The sequence below is a fragment of the Rhizobium sp. SJZ105 genome (assembly GCF_007828365.1).
Classification (GTDB): domain Bacteria; phylum Pseudomonadota; class Alphaproteobacteria; order Rhizobiales; family Rhizobiaceae; genus Agrobacterium; species Agrobacterium tumefaciens.
This window is the reverse complement of sequence record NZ_VIUP01000034.1, coordinates 1-4,749: the sequence shown is the minus strand read 5'-3', so window position 1 is coordinate 4,749 and position 4,749 is coordinate 1. Positions and strand designations below refer to the sequence as shown.

The 4,749-nt window shown below is 53.7% G+C and carries 5 protein-coding genes and 2 pseudogenes; 5 read left to right on the top strand and 2 right to left on the bottom strand.

The features are described 5' to 3' along the window. Positions 1 to 180 precede the first annotated feature (180 nt). Together FB593_RS27310 and FB593_RS27305 are read left to right on the top strand one after the other, a co-directional pair. Positions 181 to 564 (top strand): annotated as a pseudogene (locus tag FB593_RS27310) (IS3 family transposase); the annotation flags it as partial. A gap of 208 nt (positions 565 to 772) precedes the next feature. After that, a pseudogene (locus tag FB593_RS27305) lies at positions 773 to 892 on the top strand (transposase domain-containing protein); the annotation flags it as partial. A 112-nt stretch (positions 893 to 1,004) separates the two neighbouring features. Here FB593_RS27305 and FB593_RS27300 read toward each other — a convergent pair. Further along, positions 1,005 to 1,637, bottom strand: coding sequence for a LysE family translocator (locus tag FB593_RS27300; protein ID WP_113043057.1), 633 nt, complete (start codon positions 1,635 to 1,637; stop codon positions 1,005 to 1,007). Between the two features lie 534 nt (positions 1,638 to 2,171). On the opposite strand from FB593_RS27300, the gene FB593_RS27295 reads away from it, so the two are divergent. From FB593_RS27295 to FB593_RS27285, 3 genes are all read left to right on the top strand, one after another. Further along, positions 2,172 to 2,855, top strand: a complete 684-nt coding sequence (locus FB593_RS27295) for a type IV toxin-antitoxin system AbiEi family antitoxin domain-containing protein (protein WP_145167648.1) — start codon at positions 2,172 to 2,174, stop codon at positions 2,853 to 2,855. Beyond that, positions 2,852 to 3,694, top strand: coding sequence for a nucleotidyl transferase AbiEii/AbiGii toxin family protein (locus FB593_RS27290; protein WP_111851491.1), 843 nt, complete (start codon positions 2,852 to 2,854; stop codon positions 3,692 to 3,694). Before FB593_RS27295 ends, FB593_RS27290 begins: the two co-directional genes overlap by 4 nt. A 154-nt stretch (positions 3,695 to 3,848) precedes the next feature. Further along, entirely contained in the window at positions 3,849 to 4,226 is a 378-nt protein-coding gene (locus FB593_RS27285; RefSeq protein WP_035253150.1) for a hypothetical protein, read from the top strand. 109 nt (positions 4,227 to 4,335) lie between these two features. Here FB593_RS27285 and FB593_RS27280 read toward each other — a convergent pair whose 3' ends face one another. Then, positions 4,336 to 4,740 carry a hypothetical protein gene (locus FB593_RS27280; RefSeq protein ID WP_003518904.1) on the bottom strand — a complete coding sequence of 135 codons (405 nt, stop codon included), beginning with the start codon at positions 4,738 to 4,740 and terminating at the stop codon, positions 4,336 to 4,338. Between the last annotated feature and the right edge of the window lie 9 nt (positions 4,741 to 4,749).

Here is a 4,749-nt window from a genome sequence, read left to right as displayed (position 1 = left end):
TGCCGAGCTTGATATACAGCTCGACCGCGCGAATTCTGTCAGCATGGGAATACATGAACTACCTCCTGGTGGTCCAAGTTTTAGTCCGCATCCCCGTTTTTCCACCGAGAAGTGAGCCACTTCTGAGTATGGTTTTCTGATCAGGCTTTGGTCGAGGGATTGGCCTTTTCTCCTCTCTTCTGGGCGATGCAGAGCCGACAGACCACGGACGTCGTACTGCAGGCTCTGCTCATGGCGGTGTGGAGGCGAAAGCCGAAGGACAAGGTGCTGATTCATTCGGATCACGGTTCGCAGTTCACCAGCATGGACTGGGCCTCGTTCCTCAGGCACCACAATCTGGTTCACTCGATGAGCCGACGCGGCAACTGCCACGACAATGCGGTGGCCGAGAACTTCTTCAATCTTCTGAAGCGAGAGAGAATACGTCGAAGGGTCTACCGTTCTCGCGATGAAGCTCGCCAGGATGTGTTCGACTACATCGAGATGTTCTACAACCCGAAACGCAAACACGTCAGGAACGGGATGCTGTCGCCCGTCGAGTTCGAAAGGCAGCAGAAAATCTAACCCGAGGGTGTCTACGAAACTCGGGGCTATTCATACAAACTCCCCATACGGGCCGTAGACCAGCTAGTCAGTTGCGTTCATATGTCCTCTCCTTCGCGTTAATTGCGACGGGGAGACCCTAAGCTATGCCGACTAGGCGGCCGCTATGGTGCCGGAAACGTTGGCAAAAAGTTGATTAATCGGCATAGTTCGCCGGTCGGCATAAGCGTGCAAACTCAATGCTGTTGATCCACTAGCCTATCTGACCGCCGCGCTCACGGCCATAGTCTACGGCCACAAGCAGAGGCGGATCGGTGAACTGCTGCCTTGGAATTATCGGCCAGTGTAACCGTGCTCAGTCTCGTCGGCCTGAAGTAGACGCCATATCGTTGCAAAACTCGGTAGCGAAACTTCGATTTCCGCGACCAAGTTTTGTGACAGGCTGGCCTTCCTTCAACAGGTCATGGTCGCGTACTGAGAGCCAACCGGCATGCCAATCCAGCAAATACGGTTGCAAGCAGATACTGAGGAATCTTAGGAAAGCGGCGCATGGCAGAAAGTCGGTTCCGGATGTGACCTCCCAAAAGGATGACTGTGCCATTCACCAGGAATCCCACCCCGTTCAAAACGGTGGCCAATAAGACCATCTGCAAGAGCATTGAGCCGCCCGAAGGGGCAATAAATTGCGGGAGAAGTGCCAGCACAAACAGCGCCATTTTCGGATTAAGGATATTTGTGGCGAGACCTTCCGTGAATATTCGCCTGTTTGAAAGGCGCTTGAGCGCGGACGTTGGGGCAAAAGCTGCACCTTCAGAGCGAACTGTCTTGTAGGCGAGATAAATCAGGTAGATGCAGCCCGCAAATCGAACGACTTCATAGGCAGTGGGAACAGCCAGAAAGAGTTGTGACAGTCCAAGTCCCGCAGCGATGGCGTGACAGTATGTGCCGACGGCTATCCCTGCATACGTAAGAAACCCGGCGGAACGCCCTTGGCTCACGCTACGAGAGGCGATGAGCAACATATCCGGCCCCGGTGTTGCGGTTAGCACAAGTGACGCAGCGGCAAATAGAATAAAGGTGGGGAAATCCGGCATGATATTGTCCTTTTGGAATGGCGCCGGAATTCTTGTTTATCATCGCCACGGCCAATAGCAACTATTTTGGAGCTACCTTCGCGAAACTCCCAATCACGACGAGATGAGTTTGCCCGAATTTTGCAACACCGTAGGCTAGAGCGTCTTGCGGCAACCGTAATATCTCGCTTTCGCGCGGACGCACCGTCCTCTCACGTAGCCAAGTTCCCAGAGAGACCAAGCATGACGGACAACGTGTGAGTGAAAAAGCGCTTACGCTTAAAAGGGCGCCTCGGACTTTTTCAACAATATTGGCCAACAGCAGACGAGACTGCCCTCTTTGGCTGAACTGTCGTGATCTTTTCTATGATGCTCCCGCGTTGTGATAGCAGGCCACTAGGGATCTCTTTTCCCGGTGCTGGAAAGCACAGCTTTGCCTGGGCCATCGAGAAAGAAGCTCTCGGGCTGGGTTCAGTGAATGGGGACAGGTTCCGGCACCTGTCGCAAGATTATAAAAATTCTTGAAACTTTCATAAATTGGAAGTATCAATAATTATGTCTTCGTTGGTAGACCAGATTTCTGCAGCCGGATTGGCTGATCGGTTTCTGAATGACCGGCAACTCGCCGAGTTGCTGGGCGGCAGTGACGCGCGCCGTTATGGCCTTGTCAACCGCGCTTTGAAAGACGGGTCTCTCATCCGCTTGAAGCGTGGTTGTTATGTGCTGGCGCGACGCTATCGACGTGACCCGGTTCATCCGTTTGCCGTCGCCCAAAACCTCGTGCCGGGGAGCTATATCTCTTTCGAAACAGCACTGTCGTTCCATGGATGGATTCCAGAGGCGGTGTTTGTTACCGCCAGTGTCTCACCTGGTCGCAAAAGCCAGGATTTTTCGACGCCCGGGTTTGGGACCTTCAGCTATCATCCTCTGGCGATCAACGAATACCGGTTCATGACGAGCGTTGACCGTGTCCCGCTCAAAGGTTCGATCGCGTTTGTCGCCCAGCCTCTTCGGGCACTTATGGATCTGGTAGCGCTTCGCAAGATTGAGTGGAGCGGGCTTGAATGGCTGACGGTTGGTATGAGGATCGAGGAAGATGCCCTTTTCGGATTGCGACGCAAGGATTTTACTGCATTGAAGCCTGTGTACAAGCACAAGGCTGCGAATGCCTTTCTCCGGGCGCTGGAAGGCGCGGTGATGCCTTTGGGGCGTCTGTCTGATCTTGAGGTCAGGGCATGATTGAAATTATCCGGGACAAGCTTCGGCAATATGCGGCAGAGAGTGCGATAGAGGAAGAGAATGCCGTCAAGGAGATACTCCAGGAGGTTGTACTCTACGCTTTGTGGCGAGGCGATTTTTTCGATGTGGCTCTTTTTCAGGGGGGCACAAGCCTTCGCATTCTTCATGGCCTGCCCCGTTTTTCCGAGGACCTCGATTTCCTTCTACGGGTCCCCGACGCCGGCTTCAACTGGTCTCCTTATCTTAAGGTTCTGACGGATGTTGTCAGCCAGTTCGGCCTGGAGCTGGAGGCGCATCCCAAGGTGCGGATGGACACGGCGATCCGGCAGGCCGTTATCAAGGATGACTCCGTTGCGAGCCAATTGGATCTGTCCTTTGTGGGAAGAGGGAGACCCAAAACAATTCGTATCAAGCTTGAGATCGACGTTAACCCGCCTGCGGGATCGGGTGAGGCAACTACCTATCTTGATTTTCCGGCTGATTATGAGGTCCGCCACCAGGATTTACCTTCCAATTTTGCGCTCAAGATACACGCTCTGCTATGTCGTGGTTTTCTCAAGGGGCGTGATTGGTTTGACTTCTCCTGGTATGTGTCTCGCAGCGTTTCGCCGAATCTGGACCTTTTGCGCAATGCGCTGATGCAGGCCGGTCCATGGGCGGGAGATGAGACTGTCCATGTAGATGCTGCCTGGCTGAAAACGGCTCTTTCAGAAACGATCAAACGTATCGACTGGAAAGAGGCTGCCGGGGATGTTCGGCGGTTTCTTCGTCCAGCTGAGCTTAAATCCACGGATCTTTGGAGTGATCGCTTTTTTCTTGCCAAGCTGGAAAAGCTTTGAAGCTTCCCGATATTCTTGTGTTCGTAGAAGGCAGGAAGGACGGACGCTGGGAAGCATTCACCCGCTTTTTTCGACGACGGCAGGCTGTGTCTGACGAACAACGCCGCCTCTACATTGTGCGTGTTGTGCTTTGATTTTTTGGGGATTGAATTGAATGAGGACAGCTTTACTTCTCTGTGCTGCCGCGATGTCATTGACTGGCTGCCAAACTCCGGCACCACAATCGGTTTTGGATTCGCAGCGCCCTCCGTCCAAATCGATTAAACGTGACTACGTGGACGCATTGCGCGGAACCATCAAACCCGGAGATTTCACGAAAGCCGAAATTTCGAGCGTAGTGCTGCTCGATCCTGAAAGGCGGATTTATGCTTTTTGCACGCGGACGGCGGAACGTGCCGATCCGAATTGGTCCTATATCGGCGTAGCCTTAAAACACAACGTGAGCGTGGACGCCTCAAAGAATGACTACCGCTGCCGTGACAAGCGGCTGCGGTACTACGATTTTCCTGAGTTGCTGAACATGAAGTCCTGATAGAGCCCGGCAGGCGGCGCTTAGTTCCTTTCGCGCCGCCTGTTGCCGGCTGCGGAGATTGCAAGGCCAGCTTCGAGGGCTGCTGTACCGGGTGTCTTCAAGCCTTGGCTTACACGCCTTTTATGATGTCGCAGATGCCCTTGCGGATGACGTCCTTATCGGCGATCTGTCCTGCCTGAATGTTGAAAACAGCATCGATCCGGACAGCGGCGCCTTTCTGGCGGGCGACAACGCGCAGCGTCTGAATTCTGCCGCTTCCGCTGGTTTCCTGATGGGCATCGATTGACGACAGTGCCTTGTTGATCTGGATACCTGAAAAACCTTCTGCTGCGACGGCCTGGGCGAGCTTTTGAAGGACAGCGGGTGCTTTGGCTTTCGGCAGTTCCTGAAAGGATTTGTAAGAGACAGCCGTGACCATCGGCACACCAGAGACTGTGAAGTTTTTCTCGCACGATGCTGCGAAAGCCGGGCTGGAGACGGTGATCAGACCGAGAATTGCGATGGCATGTTTCATATTGCGTAA

Bases quoted from the DNA above. Each gene is read 5' to 3' on its own strand.
- FB593_RS27300 (WP_113043057.1), bottom strand. From the start codon at position 1,637: ATGCCGGATTTCCCCACCTTTATTCTATTTGCCGCTGCGTCACTTGTG.
- FB593_RS27295 (WP_145167648.1), top strand. From the start codon at position 2,172: ATGTCTTCGTTGGTAGACCAGATTTCTGCAGCCGGATTGGCTGATCGG.
- FB593_RS27290 (WP_111851491.1), top strand. From the start codon at position 2,852: ATGATTGAAATTATCCGGGACAAGCTTCGGCAATATGCGGCAGAGAGT.
- FB593_RS27285 (WP_035253150.1), top strand. From the start codon at position 3,849: ATGAGGACAGCTTTACTTCTCTGTGCTGCCGCGATGTCATTGACTGGC.
- FB593_RS27280 (WP_003518904.1), bottom strand. From the start codon at position 4,740: ATGAAACATGCCATCGCAATTCTCGGTCTGATCACCGTCTCCAGCCCG.